Origin of the sequence: Mesorhizobium sp. M1409 (assembly GCF_040317535.1) — a bacterium.
Lineage (GTDB): Bacteria > Pseudomonadota > Alphaproteobacteria > Rhizobiales > Rhizobiaceae > Mesorhizobium.
Genome location: NZ_JAMYKV010000020.1, coordinates 54,688 through 71,593, shown reverse-complemented (window position 1 = coordinate 71,593; position 16,906 = coordinate 54,688). Strand labels below are relative to the sequence as shown.

The 16,906-nt window shown below is 58.5% G+C and carries 12 protein-coding genes and 4 pseudogenes; 9 read left to right on the top strand and 7 right to left on the bottom strand.

Annotated features, from left to right (window positions below):
- Nucleotides 1–58 precede the first annotated feature (58 nt).
- Nucleotides 59–577, top strand: a complete 519-nt coding sequence (locus NKG99_RS17405; protein WP_352869830.1) for a helix-turn-helix domain-containing protein — start codon at nt 59–61, stop codon at nt 575–577.
- A 174-nt stretch (nt 578–751) separates the two neighbouring features.
- Here the strand turns inward: NKG99_RS17405 and NKG99_RS17400 are convergent, their stop codons facing one another.
- Nucleotides 752–1,132 carry a response regulator transcription factor gene (locus NKG99_RS17400; RefSeq protein ID WP_352869828.1) on the bottom strand — a complete coding sequence of 127 codons (381 nt, stop codon included), beginning with the start codon at nt 1,130–1,132 and terminating at the stop codon, nt 752–754.
- 205 nt (nt 1,133–1,337) lie between these two features.
- The gene (locus NKG99_RS17395; protein WP_352869873.1) at nt 1,338–1,976 is read right to left on the bottom strand and encodes a response regulator transcription factor; all 639 of its coding nucleotides are present in this window, start codon (nt 1,974–1,976) and stop codon (nt 1,338–1,340) included.
- Nucleotides 1,977–2,269: 293 nt separating this feature from the next.
- Here NKG99_RS17395 and NKG99_RS17390 point away from each other — a divergent pair, with 293 nt between their 5' ends.
- The 4 genes and pseudogenes from NKG99_RS17390 to NKG99_RS17375 form a co-directional block, all read left to right on the top strand.
- A complete protein-coding gene (locus NKG99_RS17390; RefSeq protein ID WP_352869826.1) occupies nt 2,270–4,744 on the top strand; it encodes an MFS transporter in 2,475 nt (824 codons plus the stop codon).
- 633 nt (nt 4,745–5,377) lie between these two features.
- Nucleotides 5,378–6,388, top strand: a complete 1,011-nt coding sequence (gene tehA / locus NKG99_RS17385; RefSeq protein WP_352869824.1) for a dicarboxylate transporter/tellurite-resistance protein TehA — start codon at nt 5,378–5,380, stop codon at nt 6,386–6,388.
- 122 nt (nt 6,389–6,510) lie between these two features.
- A complete protein-coding gene (locus tag NKG99_RS17380; RefSeq protein WP_352869823.1) occupies nt 6,511–7,092 on the top strand; it encodes an SDR family NAD(P)-dependent oxidoreductase in 582 nt (193 codons plus the stop codon).
- Between the two features lie 54 nt (nt 7,093–7,146).
- Nucleotides 7,147–7,329: pseudogene (locus NKG99_RS17375) on the top strand (MBL fold metallo-hydrolase); the annotation flags it as partial.
- 113 nt (nt 7,330–7,442) lie between these two features.
- Here NKG99_RS17375 and NKG99_RS17370 read toward each other — a convergent pair.
- The gene (locus NKG99_RS17370; protein WP_352869821.1) at nt 7,443–7,667 is read right to left on the bottom strand and encodes a DUF680 domain-containing protein; all 225 of its coding nucleotides are present in this window, start codon (nt 7,665–7,667) and stop codon (nt 7,443–7,445) included.
- Nucleotides 7,668–8,085: 418 nt separating this feature from the next.
- On the opposite strand from NKG99_RS17370, the pseudogene NKG99_RS17365 reads away from it, so the two are divergent.
- Nucleotides 8,086–8,444, top strand: a pseudogene (locus tag NKG99_RS17365) (alpha/beta fold hydrolase); the annotation flags it as partial.
- 87 nt (nt 8,445–8,531) lie between these two features.
- Here NKG99_RS17365 and NKG99_RS17360 read toward each other — a convergent pair.
- A complete protein-coding gene (locus NKG99_RS17360) occupies nt 8,532–8,969 on the bottom strand; it encodes a GlcG/HbpS family heme-binding protein (RefSeq protein ID WP_352869820.1) in 438 nt (145 codons plus the stop codon).
- 174 nt (nt 8,970–9,143) lie between these two features.
- A complete protein-coding gene (locus NKG99_RS17355; RefSeq protein ID WP_352869819.1) occupies nt 9,144–10,157 on the bottom strand; it encodes a zinc-binding alcohol dehydrogenase family protein in 1,014 nt (337 codons plus the stop codon).
- Between the two features lie 61 nt (nt 10,158–10,218).
- On the opposite strand from NKG99_RS17355, the pseudogene NKG99_RS17350 reads away from it, so the two are divergent.
- Nucleotides 10,219–10,401 (top strand): annotated as a pseudogene (locus tag NKG99_RS17350) (winged helix-turn-helix transcriptional regulator); the annotation flags it as partial.
- On the opposite strand, the pseudogene NKG99_RS17345 reads toward NKG99_RS17350, so the two are convergent.
- A pseudogene (locus NKG99_RS17345) lies at nt 10,388–11,267 on the bottom strand (DUF992 domain-containing protein). The pseudogenes NKG99_RS17350 and NKG99_RS17345 overlap by 14 nt on opposite strands.
- A gap of 530 nt (nt 11,268–11,797) precedes the next feature.
- Between NKG99_RS17345 and NKG99_RS17335 the strand changes: the two are divergent.
- Nucleotides 11,798–13,504: a hypothetical protein gene (locus tag NKG99_RS17335; RefSeq protein ID WP_352869815.1), complete on the top strand. Its 1,707-nt coding sequence runs from the start codon at nt 11,798–11,800 to the stop codon at nt 13,502–13,504.
- Nucleotides 13,501–14,649 carry an HlyD family secretion protein gene (locus NKG99_RS17330; RefSeq protein ID WP_352869814.1) on the top strand — a complete coding sequence of 383 codons (1,149 nt, stop codon included), beginning with the start codon at nt 13,501–13,503 and terminating at the stop codon, nt 14,647–14,649. Before NKG99_RS17335 ends, NKG99_RS17330 begins: the two co-directional genes overlap by 4 nt.
- 102 nt (nt 14,650–14,751) lie before the next feature.
- Here the strand turns inward: NKG99_RS17330 and NKG99_RS17325 are convergent, their stop codons facing one another.
- On the bottom strand, nt 14,752–16,905 hold the full coding sequence (locus NKG99_RS17325; protein WP_352869812.1) for a xanthine dehydrogenase family protein molybdopterin-binding subunit: 2,154 nt from the start codon (nt 16,903–16,905) through the stop codon (nt 14,752–14,754).
- Nucleotide 16,906: the final 1 nt, after the last annotated feature.

Genomic DNA, 16,906 nt, shown 5'->3' with positions numbered 1-16,906 from the left:
AAATCGGCAGGCATTCGGCACCTTCGGCGCATTCACGACAAGCCAAAGAGGTTCCAAAATGAATGCCCAAGCAAACATCGCGTCACGCCGAATTCTAGACAACGCTACTTCGGTCGGCACTCCCGACAGCCTCGAAATCGCGGCAATCGTGCCCGCGCAGCAGGATGCACCGGCCTATTTCCCCAACACGGTGGGGAATGTCGTCAATCGGGGCGGCCTGGCTCCTTGGCAACGCAAGAAGGTCGTTGCCTTTATCGAGGAGAACCTGTCTTTGACCATCCGCATTGAGCAGCTGGCCGAGCTTGTCCGATTGAGCATCAGTCACTTTTCCCGCGCCTTCAGACTGACATTCGGTCAGCCACCATATGGATATATCTTGTTGCGCCGGATGAGCTATGCCAAGGAACTGATGATCGGCACCAGTACGTCACTCAGCCAGATCGCTCTCGATTGTGGAATGACCGACCAGGCCCACTTCTGCAAAGTTTTCAAGAAAACCTTCGGTACCTCGCCAAACCGCTGGCGCGGGCCCAATCGCGAGACGGCAATCGCACCGTCGGTCCGCACGGTTCACTGAGTCAGCCCGGGCTCGCCCCACCTCAAGGCCCATCGCCGACCGAACGGCGATGGGCCGTGCTTCGTTCATGACCGAGCCGACGCCGCTGCACATGCCCGTCCAAGTAAGACAAAAGAATCCAAGGACAGCCAGCCGCCCTACGCGAAACGCCCGGCGGCTCCTGCAATCAGACTATCAAGTTTCTGGGCCGCCGTAGGCGTCTTCAAGGCAGCGGATCAATGCATCCGCAAGGACCGGTTTGTGCAGGAGTTCTCGCGCTCCACCCGCCATAGCTTTGCGCCGAATGTTCTCGTCCTGCAAAGCCGTCATCATGACAATCGTAATCGCAGGGCGAAGCGTGCGCACAATCTTCTGGAGCTCGAGACCTGTGATCCCCGGCATATTGACGTCGGTAAGAAGGACAGAAACCTCTTCGACCAGCCCTGAGTCAAGGAACTCGCGGCCGGAGCTGAATGGTATGGCGCGATAACCCATGGATTCAAGGAAACCCGACGTCGCCTCGAGCAACCCTTCATCGTCATCGACGATCGCTACTGATCTCTTGCCGCCAGACACCGTTACGTCCTTCCTCGTCCGGCGGGCTTGGTAAGAATAGCCGCCAGGACGCATCCTCTCAAATACGCGGGCCGGCTTCTTCACGTAATTAAACCAGAGGATGCTTCCATGACGTTTCGATCCAATCCGAGTAGGCGATCAGACCGACGTTCGCTTGTTGAAGCGCTGACGGAAGGGAGAGCCGACCGACCGCGTTACTCGATGGTCAGACCGCAGCCTTGAGGTGCTCTGCCTTGCGCACCAGATCTGCCACGGAGATGGACTTCATTTTCCGCATGACCCTGCTGCGGTGAATTTTCACGGTGATTTCGGTGATACCCAGCTGGTGCGCGATCTGCTTGTTGAACAGTCCGGCAACGACCGCGTCCATCACCTCATGCTCCCGGGGGGTGAGTCCGGCCGCCAGTTCCGCGATTTCAGCTGATGCGGAGGATTCCGCCCGCCTGGTGCGGTCCTGATCTATTGCCAGCGAGACCGCATCGAGGATTTCCTGATCGCGAAATGGTTTCATGAGGAAATCGAGGGCGCCTGCCTTCATCGCCCTCACCGTCATCGGCACATCGCCGTAGCCGGTCATGAAGATGATGGGCATCCTGTTACCCATAGCAGCGAGCTTTGCCTGCAGCTCCAGCCCGCTAGACCCCGGTAACCGAACGTCTAGAACCATGCAGCCCGGGCGATCTGGCAACGACGAGGCCAAAAGATCTGCGGTCGACCCGAAGCCTATGGTTTCAGTGCCTACCGAGCGCAGGATCTCCGCCACGCTTTCGCGCATCCCATCGTCGTCATCGACGATGACCACCAGTGGCGTATCTTTTGCGGCAGCTGCCATGCGTTCCGCCATTACCTTCTGCATCAAATCCCCACGCGGTAGTGCACCGGCGAGCTCGATCAGCGCGAGCGCTAACCCTTTCCTACATTGATGCCAATAATGCCCCGGCACGCCAGTGCCGGATCGTACAAATTCCCAAATGAAAACGGGGCTATCAACACCCGGGCCAAGCTGGCGGCCCTCCTCGGCTACAGGAAAGTCCGCGGAAAATTCCCGCAAAGCAGTAAAGATAACGATCCGTCGCAATGCCTTCAGACATCATCAGAGCAAAGAGTGACACCCGCCCCGGCGCTTTGAACGGGCCCATGACGTTCCGCGTCCTTCTATCCAGTCTGATCGGCACATCGGTCGAGTTCTATGACTTCTACATCTATGCGACGGCAGCGAGCCTTGTATTCGGCCCGCTGTTCTTCCCCGCCACCGTTCCTGCGGCCGAACTCCTAGGTGCATATGCAAGTTTCGGGATAGCCTTCCTAGCCCGGCCAATGGGAGGGGCGGTTTTTGGTCACTTCGGCGATCGAATTGGACGCAAGGCAACGTTGGTTGCGGCCTTGTCGCTGATGGGCGCGTCGACAGCAGCGATCGGCCTTTTGCCAACCTATGCGGTAGCTGGCTGGCTGGCCCCCGCGCTTCTGTGCGTCCTCCGCTTCGGGCAGGGATTGGCACTGGGTGGGGAATGGACAGGAGCGGTTCTGCTGGCTTTGGAGAACGCCCCTCCTGGCTGGAAAGCGCGTTTTGCCATGTTTGCTCCGCTGGGCGCCCCGATCGGCTTCGTCCTTGCAAATGGGTTATTCCTCGCTCTAACGCTGCTGCTCACGCCCGAGCAGTTTCTCGACTGGGGTTGGCGTGTACCCTTTCTCGCAAGCGCGCCATTGGTCGGGATCGGGCTTTGGGTTCGTTTCAATCTCGTCGAAACGCCCGAATTCGCAGCCGCGATCGCCGAAGCGAAGCCCGCCCGCGTTCCAATCATTGAAGTGCTCAAGGACCATTTCACGCAGGTTGTCATCGGCTCGCTCGGCGTCGTGGCCTGCTTCTCCCTGTATTACGTGATCACTGCGTTCGCACTGGGTTATGGGACAGCAAATCTCGGGATCGACCGCTCTGACCTTCTGATCATTGAACTGGGGGCAATCTTTTTCATGGCCGCGTCCATTGTCGGGGCGTGCTGGCTATCGGATCGTTTTGATCCGGAACGAATCCTTATCGTTGGCTGCATCGGCACCATTACATCGAGCATGCTTCTCGCTCCCATGCTCGGTGGTGGTTCATTGTGGGTTATTTTTTTCTATCTCGCGTTTTCGCTCACCGTAATGGGCTTCGTCAACGGACCACTGGGGGCCTGGCTGCCGAGCTTATTTCCCGCGCGCATCCGATATTCAGGGACGTCCCTCGCATTCAACATCGGGGGCATTATTGGTGGAGCGTTCTCTCCGATCGTGGCGCAAGCACTTGCCGATAGCAGCGGCCTCGTCTCTGTCGGCTTTTATCTTGCAATCACGGGGGGACTTAGCCTTATCGGCTTCGACGCGAGCGCCCGCAGGCGAGCAGTCAGCGCGCTGGAACGCAGCGAACGCCGCTATCGGTCGATCTTCGAACAGACCCATGTATCGCTGTGCGAACTGGATTTTGCCGACCTGCGAGCGTACCTTGAAAGCATCAGAAACAAAGGCGTCATGGATCTCCCGGCTTTTGCAGAAAGGTATTCGGGATTTTTCACCGATTGCGCGAAATTGATCCGATTCACCGACGTCAATGATGCGACTGTGGAGCTGCTCGGATGTGGATCGCGCCAAGCCATACTCGAGCCTATCAGCCGCTTCCTTCCACCGGGAAGTGATCTGTTGCCCCACCTGATATTCGCCGCCGATGCGGGCGCGGAAAGATTAGAACGGGAGGTCCGCCTCATCAGAGCCGACGGACGAGAGGTCATCGTACTCTTCATCCTTGCCTTCCCGGATGACCAGCAGGCGTTCGACCGCGTGGCATGCGCCATGATCGATGTAACCTTGCGGGAGCAAGCCAAGGAGGCCTTGAACGCCGCGCAAGGAGAGCTCGCCAGAGCCGGGCGGGCCGCAGCAGTTGGGGCGATATCTGCCTCGATCGCTCATGAGGTTAACCAGCCGATCGGAGCGGTCGTCATGTTTGCCCAGGCATGCATTCGCTGGCTTCAGGCGACGCCGCCAGACATCGCCGCAGCTTCGACGGCGGCCGAGCGGGTGGTACAACATTCCTTGCGCGCCAGCCAGATTATCCAGCGGACCCGGGAGCAGCTGAAAGGCCAGAAGCGACAGCCGGAGATTTGCGACATCAAGGAAGTCCTAGGTGATGTCGCTGGCCTGCTGGAACGGGAACTTGGTTCCATGTCCGCAAGGCTTTCGGTTGATTTAGCTTCGGACGACATGTTCATAACGGCGGATCGTGTCGAGATCCAGCAGCTGCTCGCCAACCTGATTACCAACGGGCTGCATGCGATGCACGCAACAGATCCGATCCGGCGAGAAATCAAAATTTCAGTTGCGACCGCAGCAGGTGACACCATCAAGATCTCGGTCCAAGACAATGGAACCGGTATTAGCGAGGACAACCTTTCAAAGCTCTTCAACCCATTCTTCACCACCAAAGCCGAAGGAATGGGTATGGGCCTTGCGATCTGCAAGACCATTGCCGAAGCGCATGGAGGTTCCCTGACTGTTCGTAATCATGAAGGCGGCGGGGCATTATTCGAGGTCGATTTTCCAACGGCCGCTTCGCTGAAAGGTTTCGATCTGGGCACGGTTTGAAAAAGGGGCGACCCTCGTCGAGGCTGGGAGGAGAGACGAGGGTCGCGCTTGAAGGCCGACGTGACGCGGCCTTGGACCGAAGGCGGGGCGGAGACGCCTTCGTCTGGTCGGGGGTTCAGTAAGGGGGACCTGAAGCGGCCCGACGGTTATATCCTGAAGAGGCCTCACGCTTTCGGATTGTACGATTGAGCTTCTTCCAGGCGTGGCTCAATCATTCACCACTTGCGCACCCGTGCCGCCGCTTGAGAGCTCGTCGCGCACTTTCCGTCTGCCGATTGGTAGGAGATCCGGGTGTCACGACAACCCAACTGCCGGCGCCTGGCCGCGTCGGGTGCAGCGAGAGAGCGGCATCATCGTCGGGAGAAAGGCTCGGACCGCATGCCCCCCAGGCGATAGGCATAGCCGCCATCGTGTGCTCCGACATGATAGATAATGTGCGTGTACTGACCTCGAAGATAGATTCAAGTGCAATCGCGTTTTCAGATCGCGCGAGACCTGATCAAAACCGATCGAGGAGCTACTTGTTTTGTCGAAAGAGCTCATGATCCTGAAAGTCGTTATCCGAACATCTGGATCTTACAATATCGACCTTGTCATTTGGCTACCAGTTCACATCGAACAATGGAGGCTGTGATGATCGCCCTTTCTTCTGAAAATATCGAACCGACGAATTCGACGAAATCGCACCTAGGGCCCGCAATTCCCGCTTCGATGTTTGGGATCGTGCTGGGAACCGCCGGTCTTGCCAACGCTTGGCGAGCAGCCAGCGAACTCTGGCATTTCCAATCGACGATCGGAGACGTCATTGGCCTCGTCGCGACGGCCATCTGGGTAGCGCTTATCGCGCTTTTTGCTACCAAATGGGTTCTGTTTCCCGCCGAGGCCAAACAGGAGCTTGGGCATCCCGTGCAATGTTGCTTCGTCGGTCTGATCGGTGTTTCGACCATGCTGGTGGGGTTGGTGCTCGCCCGCTATTCCGACATAACTGCAAATGTTCTCTATTGGGCCGGCGCAATCTGGACGGCAGGATTTTCAGTTTGGAGGACTGGCGCCCTGTGGCACGGCGGCCGCGACGCGACGACGACAACCGCCGTCCTATATCTGCCCTCCGTCGCGGGTTTCTACGTGGTCGCGATAGTGGGCGCACCTTTGGGATACCTCGATCTCGCAAAGCTCGCGTTCGGCGCCGCATTCTTCTCATGGCTTGCAATCGAATCGGTCCTGTTGAACCGTCTGTTGACAACGACGGAGTTGGCCGAGCCGCTTCGACCGACGATAGGGGTCCAACTCGCTCCTCCCGCTGTCGGTGCGGCCGCTTATCTCGGTGTGACGGACGGGACACCCGACATGCTGGCTCACGCAATGGTGGGTTACGCGCTCCTGCAGCTCATTTTGATGATCAGGATTTTCCCCTGGGTCCTTAAGCAACCGCTCAATGCTTCTTACTGGGCGTTCTCGTTCGGGCTCACGGCCCTTGCGACGGACATCATCCGGATGGTCTGTCGGGGCGATCGTGGCTTGTTGGAGTATTTGGCCATGCCGGCGCTCGCGGCGGTTACGTTCGCATTGCTTGCATTGGCGCTCTTCTCTCTTCGGCTCCTGTTCACCGGGAAACTTTTGCCCCTTCGGCCGATCGGGCGATAGGTCCAGACCGCCGCGTCGCGGCGTCAACGGGAGCCATCGTGTGCGGCTCCAGCGCGCGGGGGGATCCTGCAAGCAGGATACCTCCCGATCCCTGGCCTCATGTAATAGCGAAGGAGAAGGCAGTGAAACTTACGGACAACACGATCTTGATTACTGCTGGCGCGTCGGGCATCGGACGCGGTTTGGCGGAAGCATTCCACGAACTTGGCAACGAAGTCGTTATCGCCGGGCGTCGACGGGCGCTGCTCGAAGAGGTCGCCGCGGCAAACCCAGGAATCCAGACGATGCAGCTTGATGTGGGAAACTCGCACGGCATCCGGGCTGTCACGGAACAGCTGATCCTTCAGTTTCCCTCACAGAATGTATTGATCAACAACGCTGAAATCATGCCATTCGACGACGCCGGCAGCGAGATCGACGAGAAGATGACTGAGAAGGTCATCATGACGAACCTGCTCGGTCCGATCCGCTTGACCTCTGCCCTCATCGAACACCTGAAGAAGCAGGCGCGAGCGACGATCATCAACAACACGTCCATCCTTGGCTTCGTTCCGCTCGCAAACGCCGCCGACCCTGCATTCCTATACGCTTTCACAACGCTTCATGCCGCGGAACACGTCGGTCGCCGTGCAGGAAATCGCTCCCCCTTTGGCTTTTTCAAAACGACAGGGCCGCCGTCGATGTTGATGCGAAAAAGCTTGTAGGGTTTTTCCCGCAGGTCATTGCCGTCGTGGAAGCTAGGCTGCCGGTTTATCTGTCCGCACGCACCGTATTTCAACCATCTAAACACGCCTTATCTCTCGCGCCTCACGAAATTCGGCGTTGCCCCCGATGAGGTTGACTACGTCCTCCACACGCATCTGCACGTGGATCACGTCGGGTGGAACACGAGGCTCGTCGATTGCCGCTGGCAGCCGACCTTTCCCAATGCGCGGCACCTATTTTAGAGGAATCGGCTGGCAAGAGAAGTTGGTTCACCTCTCAAGGAAGCAACTCAGATACCGCCGAAGGACCGAGGTCTCGCCCCGGCCCTTTAATTTTGTGTCGGTCAGGATCAGTGACCCCAGATGCCTTGGCCATATTCGTCGTTGGAAACAGGCTTGCGTACGGTTTTCGGCATGCCGGTATCGTTGTTCATTCTTTTGGTCGAGGAGGTATACGTGTTGTCAGACGCAGTTGCAGGCTGCTGGGCCTCGTTGGACCCATAGTGGTCGCTTCCGGCAATTGCGCTTCCTGCTGTAACAACAAGAGCGGCGGCAGCAAGAGCTGTCATTTTCATTTTAGTAACTCCATCGTTATCTTGGTGGTCTTCACCCATCCAGCTATAAAGCCTCGCTCCCCCGAGACGATTGGACGATCCGGCTGTGTGACCCATACGTTGGCATTGGGCGATGCAAGCCGAAGGGCAGGGACAATGTTGTTGACGGGAGGCAGCCTTGCCGCTGCGCTGAACATTCGTCGGGCGAATTGGTATTTGGAAGCAGCCGCTTGCGTGGATCTTTATTGGCCGCGGCCCCGGCACCATTCCAGCGCTTCCGGCCATCCGCCGCAGCATGCCACCGGTCACCCGATCTCAGCGATGACCTACCCTGGACCTTGGCATCGTCTGACTGACCATTCCGCATAATAGGTCGACGCGCCGGGTCGGCGCATTCTTCTGCGCATCGGTCATGAAAGGCCGCAAAAGGAGAAAGCAAATGCCGAACATTACTAGGATGCTGGCGCTCGCAGCGGCACTTGCCGTATCGAGCACCGCGATGGCGCAGCCGGTCGGCCCAGAGGCCAAGCCGACGGTCGTGCTGGTGCACGGCGCCTTCGCCGAGTCGTCGAGCTGGGATGAAGTCATCATCAAACTCAACAGGGACGGCTATGTAGCCAAGGCCGCAGCCAAGCCGCTCCGCGGCGTCGCCAGCGATGCCTCGGCGGTCGCGGCCATTCTCCGGTCGATCCCCGGGCCGGTCGTTCTGGTGGGCATTCCTGTGGCGGGCCTGTCATCACCGAGGCCGCCAACGGCAATGCCAACGTAAAGGCGCTGGTCTATGTGATCTGCATCGCGTCAGGCCGACCACCTTGATCGTAATGGCCAATATGGCGGAAACCCTGGATGAGTTCCGGCTTCTTCAAGAATCTAGACGTCACTGCTTCACCCGACCGAATAAGAGGCCACCGCGTATTCCGCTACGAGATGATCCTCGTTCGGGGATGCACCGCCTGCGCCAACAGCTCCAATCACCACCCGTTTGGGATCGCGGATCGGTACGCCGCCAGCCACAAAAGCGAGCTTTCTCGGAATGGAGGTTTCGATCGTCGCCAAGGGGTGCCCGCTCGAGACTGCGAGGCAAAGGTCTTTCGTGGATACGCCAAAAAATACTGCCGTCAGCGCCTTGGACGCTGAGGTATCGATAGATGCCAGCGCAGCGCCGTCCATCCGGGTTGCGAGCACGAGGTTGCCGGCGCCATCCAACACGGTGATTGTGTAGGGGACCCCGACGTCAGCAATCTTTTCGATCGCACGCTCGGTGATGGAGCGAGCGACGTCGAGCGAGAGGATGACGGGGGAGATCTGTTTAAATTTCGGCATAGGAAGATCCTGTTGTAACGGTCGCCCATTCGCGACCAAAAGTTGGAAAGGCTGGAATCACTCGAATTGCGAGGTGGCTAGACCGTGAGCCGGAGAGTTTGGTCCCCAAAACTGGAGCAGGCTCCGATCGGTCAGGAGCCCGGCCCTGATTGACCGGGTCCTTTCAACAAATGCTTAGAAATGTTCGAGAACGATCTTTCCCTTTGCCTTGCCGCTTTCGATCGTAGCGTGTGCCTTCTTGAGATTGGCCGCGTTGATGGGGGCAAGCGTCTCCGTAATCGTCGTTCGAATCTTGCCTGCGTCGATCAGTGCGGCAACCTCGTTCAACAGCTTCCCCTGCTCGTCCATGTCTGCCGTCTGGTAGATCGAGCGCGTAAACATCAACTCCCAATGCGTCGAGACAGCTTTCCGCTTGAAAGGAACGATGTCCAGACTGTTGGGATCGTCGATCAGTCCGAACCGGCCTTGCGGGGCGATGAGCTCGATGATCTCCTTCAGGTGATAATCCGTCTCAGTGGTCGAGAAGACGAAGGCAGGTGACCCAATACCCAGCTCGGCAACCTGAGCGGCGATTGGTTTGCTGTGATCCACGACATGATGGGCGCCCAGTTCCTTGACCCATGCTTGCGTCTCAGGACGCGAGGCGGTTGCGATCACGGTCACATTGGTGAGCGCCCTCGCCAACTGGATGGCGATCGAACCGACGCCGCCGGCGCCGCCAATGATCACGATCGCGTTCGCAGCGCCCGGTACGGGCTTGCGGATATCAAGACGATCAAACAGCATTTCCCAGGCTGTGATCGCCGTAAGCGGAAGCGCGGCCGCTTCGGCATTCGAGGCCGATGCAGGTTTTCCCCCTACGATCCGTTCATCGACGAGATGGTACTGGCTATTTGCGCCAGGACGAATGAGCGAGCCCGCATAGAAGACCTCGTCGCCAATTTTGAACTGCTTGGCGTCAGACCCGACTTCGACCACTTTTCCGACAGCGTCCCAGCCCAGAATTTTCCACTGCCCGGCTTCGGGGGAAACACCCTTGCGAATCTTGGCGTCCACAGGATTGACCGAGATCGCGGCAATTTCGACGAGAATGTCTCGGCCGGACGGCGCCGGGCGAGGAACATCGATATCGACCAGAGCTTCATCCCTGTCCAGGGTTCCGGCTTGCTTGTATCCGATGGCTTTCATTGTACTACTCCGTTGCTGATTGATGTACGCATGAGTTGGCGCCATGCTGAGAAAGGGTGCAATACGCACGAAATTTGCACGTAGTGCCAAAAAAGATACCGCAAAAGGTAAGGCTCGATACTGTCGGTTCGACTGCAGTCCCGGTTGCTCGGCTGAGGCAGCAATCGGTCTCATTGACGGGAAATGGAAATCAGTCATCCTGTTTCACCTTCTCGGCGGAACGATGCGATTCAACGAGATCCGGTGTCGCGGCTTGTTGCGGCTTCGATGAATTGGAGCCACCCCGCTACCAACACGAGGCCTGCCAAGGTCCCAAGCGATGGCGGTGGAACCAAGAGAAGCGTTGCCATTCCTGTCATTGCCGCGACCCCGCAGATTGCGGCAACCGCGAAGTGCCGTCGTCTCTCGGCCCTTGCCCGCTTCAAAGCTCTCGCCAAGGCTTCGGTTGGGGTAATCGTAGTCATGGCCTCTTCCTCGTCGGATTTATTCAACACTTGGGTCCGAGGGGCAGCGTAATGGCATGATCGGGGAGGCAGTCGGGTCAACGGGCGGACTTGCGCACCGGCGCCAAGCGCCCAAAGTTTGCCCGATGATCGATCGCGCCTGAGACACGTTCCGAGCCAACCGGAATGATCAGTCGGCTGCCCAACCGTCAGAGACGTGATGCCCACTGCAATATTGAAACCTTGATCCTCTTCGAGGGAAATCGGCTGCAGCGAAATCGTGCCATGCTCGCCCCCAACAAGAACCTTGGCCCCGAGGCCACGCCCGGTCGCAGCATCCGCGCTAACGCCAGCATAGGTGTCAGACAAGGCGCTCTCATTTCGATTGGCAGGGGCAAAGACCAGCCAAGCCAGTTTGGCGGCCTTTATTTCGCCCACATCAATGCCGAACTCGGGTAATCTTACCGATATAGGACTTTGACGCGCCGGAAGCCGACGGCTTAAAAACACAGGCGATATCCTGTTGTGAGCCGACGATGACGCCGATCCCTGCGGAAACGTCGCAATCCAGGCTCCGAACCTCAACATGTTCGGCGGCGAACGCCGGTCGAAAAACCAGAAGGGATGCCGCGGCAAGAGTTGCAGCGATTGCTGAGGAAGAGCGCATAAGAGATCCTTTTCTGACAGGCGAGCTGAGAGCCGACAATTGTGTCCGGCGGACATCGACCGGACAATCCGAAACGTAAGGCGTTCCTTGTCGAGCGAATTGGTGGATCCGATCGGGTTCGATCCCCATGAGGTCCAAATTTGTCTGAAACGGTCAGATAATCACCTTTTAAAAACCGAATTGGACAGGTCTCGTCGCACCGAGGGTATCAATGCAGTGGCAGCCTCGGTGGGGTCTCATACGGCGATATTTTCCAGGGGGAGGCGACACTGCTCGAATTCACGCAGCCCAGGGTCGCGCTCTAGACATAGTCACGATTGTCCAGCAGGGCCTCATACCGGCGTCCGAATGCTTCGAACACAATGATGCGGCGTGCTTGTCTCATCATGATGCCACAACCGAAGTTTCGGCCTCGGAGCTAGCCGCAGAACGAAAGGGCACGATTGTGCAATCGTCCGTCTCGGTCATGGCTATCCTTTCGTCAAGCTTGGTGACCAACTTGGTGCTAGGCATGGATCCAAGGAAAGGGTGTGCTCGTGCTGTCGACGGTGGGCGGCTGGATAGGGTGGTTGAGCACCCGAAATCCGGTGAGTGAAAGACGCAGGCATTTCTTCGAAGACGATGAGCCGTTCGAGTATGCGGAAAGCGAACGCCCTCCGGTCCCCGGATCTCCGGGGACGCCTGTTCATCCGCCGCATAGACGCGCAATCTACGGGATCACCTCACTGATCACGGGAATGACAGGCGCATTGGGCAACGGCCTCGTGTCGGCGAACCTGCCTTACCTGCAAGGCGCGCTGGAACTTAATACCAGCGAGATCGCCTGGCTGCCCGCAGTTTACCTGGTGACGAATGCTATCACCGGCTGCATTCTCGTCAAATATCGCCAACAGTTTGGTATACGATCGTTTTGTCTGATTTTCCTTACCTTGCAAGCCGTCCTGATCACCGCGCACCTTCTCGTCAGCAGTCTGGCCAGCGCGATCCTTGTGCGAGCGGCTAGCGGAATATGTGCTTCAGCGATGAGCACGCTCGGTGTCTTCTACATGATCCAGGCGATGTCCGCGACACGTCGGCTGATGGCCGTCACGCTTGGACTAGGCACCCCTCAGCTCGCCCTGCCTATCGCGTGGATTATTCCGAAGGACTTCCTGGCATTTGATAGCTGGAGCGGACTGTATCTGTTCGAGCTCGGACTTTCCCTTGTCAGCCTGGGTCTCGTGATGATCGTCCGCCTCCCGCCAACCATCAGGGCCCGGGTATTTGAACTGCTCGACGCCCTGACCTTCGGCCTCTACGCGGCGGGTATCGGACTTTTCGGGGCGGCGATGGGTGTCGGGAGCTATCTATGGTGGACGAACGTATCCTGGATCGGTTGGTGCCTGGCGGCGGCCTTACCGTGCTTGGCGCTGGTGGCTGCCATCGAGTATCACCGGGCGCGCCCGCTGATCGATGTGCGATGGCTAAGCGCGGGCACGTTCGTGCGTTGGGCTATGATCGCCGTTATTTGCCGGCTCGCTCAATCGGAACAAGCGGTCGGTGTAATCTCGATGCTGCGAGACTTCGGTCTCACCAACGACGACTTCAGACCGCTAACGCTGGTCATTTTGGCCGGTGCAGGCGTTGGTCTTCTAACGAGCGCTGCCCTCGCCTCCCCGACACGCCTCCCCCTTCTCGTCCTGATCTCGCTGGCATTCGCTGCGACCGCCGCATTTCTCGATTCATCCTCGAGCCTTCAAACAAGGGGGCAGCAGCTGATGGTATCTCAGGCGATGATGGGTGTGGCGACCACCATGTTTTTTGGCCCGGTTTTCATTTTCGGTCTCGGGCAGGTGCTCATCAGGAGGGGTGTGGGGCTTACAAGCTTCATCGCGGTTTTCGGCATTACTCAATCGGTCGGAACCCTGATCTGCAATTCTCTTTTGCAGAGTTACCTGTTTCACGCTCAGCAATATCATCTCGCGAACTTTGCGGCACAGGTCGAGAGGTCTGACCCGACGGTGATGAGAACCGCCTCAACGCTCGCTTCACAATACTCGGCAGTCCTTGCTGATCCCACGCTACGAGCCGCGGAAGGTGTCCAGGCACTATCACAGCAGATTCTCCTGAACGCTCGAATGGCGGCCTACAACGACGTCTATCTGGCCATTTCTTTGGTCGCGACCCTTGGATTTCTCATGCTTCTCAGCGTGGTCCTGATCGCGGTCTTCAAACAAGCCCGGAGAAATCTCTCATGAGCACACCTCCTTCCCTTGCAACCGAAGGCATTCCGGGCGGCCCTTTGCAAACTCCGGCCGGCGCGGTTCCGAGCTCTTGGCGCCCGGCGGCCACGAGTTTCCCGTCCTACCTGATCGCGCTATTGCTCGTCGCTGGCGGGGTGACGGCTATTCTCGCGGCTTGGCAATTGCCACCCTTCGCGACGGCAATCGTGAAGACCGACGATGCCTATATCCGCGGCCACACGACCGTAATCAGCCCGCAAGTGAGCGGCTACATCAACCGGATCACCGCACGCGACTATCAGAACGTCGCCGCGGGCGAAGAACTGCTTCGGATCGACGATCGCATCTACAAATCCCAAGTCGCAGAAGCACAGGCCAATCTGGATCTTTCTCTTGCGAACCTCGCAAGCAATCGGCAGACCATCGCGCAGCGGGTGGCCGATATCGTGACCGCCGACGCAAAGATTGCTAGCGCCAAGGCTCAGTTGGCTAAGTCCAATGCGGACTTTCGTCGAGCGGCCTACCTGGCAGTGCAGGGTTCAGGCTCGATCAGCAGCGAAGACACTGCACGTGCGGCTAAAGATACAGCAGCAGCAGGGCTTCAGGAAGCGCAGGCGGGCCGCGAGAGTGCAGTGCAGACCAAAGCTGCCGCTGAAATCAATGAAAAGGCCTTGGAGGCAAGTGTCGAAAGCGCGCGTGCGCAGCTGCAGATGGCCGAAATTAATCTCGGGTACACGGTTGTAACTGCCCCGGAAGCAGGCCGGCTGAGCGACGTAGGCGCCCGACGAGGACAGTACGTGACGAACGGCAGCCAGTTACTTTTCCTTGTTCCCTCCGTCCGTTGGGTGATCGCCAATTTCAAGGAAGGACAGACTGCGGCTATCCTACCCGGTCAAAAAGCCTTGTTCACTGTCGACGCGCTTGCCGGCGCGCGTTTTCGGGGAACGGTTGAGGAGGTATCGCCTGCCGCCGGCTCGGAGTTTTCCGTCTTGCGCACAGACAATGCGATTGGCAACTTCACCAAAATACCACAACGGATTTCAGTCAAGATCGCAATCGACCCGGATCAGGCGAATGCGGAGCGCCTTGGACCGGGCATGAGCGTTGAAGCCTCTATAGATACTGCATCCGCGACTTCCGGAGTTCCGCGCGCACCTTGATCAGGCACATGACGCACCCCGGAGTTTACTTCGGGCCGTGTTCACACGATGAGATCGGCAAGGATGCGGAAGCGCCCAGTTACGATGCTGGGCAGCTTTTAGTTATATCAGGTTGCAGGCTAGCGGAAGCGAGCGAATTCGTCTACCTGTGGCCGAGAAGATGGCATTCCCCAGCGCGCCTGCCGCTGCGGCTGTTCCTGCCTCACCCACGCCTCCAGGCTCTTCGTCACTTACGACTTGGTAAACCTCTATCCGAGGGACCTCGTTGATCCGCAGGACGCGATAACTGTCGAAATTCGCCTGGTCCACTGCGCCATTCGTGACAGTCACCTGATTGAACATCGCAGCACTCAGTCCGAACAGGACGCCCCCTTCCATCTGCGCTCTTACAGTATCGGGGTTGATGGTGATGCCGCAATCAACAGCGATTACGGAACGAAGCAGCCGGATCGTGTTATCTGCGCTGACCTCGATTTCAAGGATATGGGCGAGGTAGCTGCCAAACGCCACCTGTAGGCTGATTCCACGCCCCCGCCCCGGCGCCAGGCTTTTGCCCCAACCTGCCTTTTCGGCCGCAAGATCAAGGACCGCCAAAGCGCGGGGATTTTTCGTCAACATCCGGCGGCGAAAAGTGAGCGGATCAAGCTTTGCGGCGTGGGCCATCTCATCGACAAAGCTTTCTATCACGAAGAGATTGTGGGTCGCCCCGACGCCGCGCCACCAGCTTGTATTCATGCCATCGGGCTCGTCGCGAACGTAATCCGCCAAGACGGCAGTCTCGTCGTAGGGCGTTTCGGCGGCACAATCTACTGCGTCAGGATCTATCCCGTTCTTGAAAGCGGCCGGCGCCCATCGGGCGAAGATGGACGAACCCGTGACCCTATGCGTCCTACCGACGATCTTCCCATGCTTGTCCAGGCCCGCGGCGACCCTGTCATAGTAATAGGGCCGGTAGTAGTCGTGCATCATATCCTGCTCGCGCGTCCAAACGAGCTTGACGGGATAGCGGATGTCCTTCAGCAGACGCGCAGCGACCTCAATCGTGTCGATATCAAGCCGTCGGCCGAACGCCCCACCCATGAGCAGGTTAGGCACCGTGACATTCTGGGGAGCCAGGCCGGTCGCATGGGCGACGGCCAATTGGGCTCGAACCGGTACTTGCGTGCCCACCCAAAGGTCCGCGCCATCATCACGAATATGGAGCGTACAGTTCAGAGGTTCGAGCGGGGAATGTGAAAGGAATGGAGACTGATAGACCGCCGACAACTTGATCGCGGCGCCCTCTATCATTTCGACAGCGTTCGCATCGTCGCGGACCACCACCCCTTGATACTGCGAGGCGGCCTTCATCTTCGCAATGATCGAACCGGTGCTGACCGTTCCATGTACTCCCGCGTTCCACTCGATCTGCAGAGCTTCCAGACCCTGTTTCGCAGCCCACATATGTTCGCCGATGACAGCGACCGCCTCACCGGCCGACGTCACGATCTCAATGACGCCAGGAACTGCTCGCGCGGCAGCGAGGTCCATCGAGGCGATCGAACCTCCCTTCACGGGGCTGAGTGCAAGCGTGGCATGCTTCATGTCCGGCACGCGGACGTCTATTCCATAGACCATAGAGCCGTTGACCTTGGCCGGCGTGTCGAGACGCTTGGCTCGAGTGCCGATCAGTCGAAACTCTGAGGGCTTCTTCAAAGGTATCGCTTGTGGGACCTGCTGCAGCGCGGCCTCGGTGGCGACATCGAGATAGGAGAGCGCTCGGTCGGAGGAAGTATCCCGGATAATGCCCTTCTCGACCCGACACGTGGCGGCATCCACCCCCCAGCGCGCGGCCGCTGCGGCAACCAGCATAAGCCGAGCGGCAGCACCGGCCTGTCTCAGGCGTAGCCAATCCGATCGAGTGGATGTCGAACTACCCGTCGCCTGATCGTGCAAGATCGGATCCATGTATTTGGACAGGTCCGGAGGCGCTGCTTCAACCTTCACCTGATCCAGCTCGAGTTCCAACTCCTCGGCCAACAACATGGCGCTGGAAGTATAGATGCCCTGCCCGACTTCGGTGTGCGGCATGATGAGCGTGACCCCGTCCCCGTCGATCCGCATGAATGCATTCGGAGCGAAATTCGGCGCCGTGTTCTCGGCCAACGCGGCACGACTGCGCAGAACGCCGGGCAGCCCGAACGAGAGGAGAAGGCCGCTGGTCGCAAGCGCGGTTCCCTTCAAGAACCCGCGGCGTGAAACAAGGTTTTCGATCATC